Raw genomic sequence first — 233 nt, 5'->3', positions numbered from 1 at the left:
TTATTTAATCTCCTTCTGATACTGAACTATGGATTAAAACACAAAATCCAATGAGTGATTATAGACATGAAGAAGTTACAGTAGGCGACCGAATTCGTTTACTCGGTATTGAGTTTAATACTAAAAGACGTAACCGTCTGAAAGCCATTATCACTGAGATCAATCAAAAATATATGAAACTATCAGTATTACAAAGCTATGGTAATTGCCCTAAATATATCCAACCTAAAACC

1 pseudogene is annotated in these 233 nt (G+C 32.6%); it reads left to right on the top strand.

Features of this window, described 5'->3' with window-relative positions:
• Window positions 1–50: 50 nt before the first annotated feature.
• Window positions 51–233 (top strand): annotated as a pseudogene (locus tag V6256_RS15485) (hypothetical protein); the annotation flags it as partial.

The organism is Psychromonas aquatilis (assembly GCF_038155185.1).
In the GTDB taxonomy this organism is placed as follows: Bacteria; Pseudomonadota; Gammaproteobacteria; order Enterobacterales; family Psychromonadaceae; genus Psychromonas; species Psychromonas aquatilis.
The sequence above is the reverse complement of the archived record's forward strand: the minus strand, read 5'-3'. Positions and strand labels throughout refer to the sequence as shown.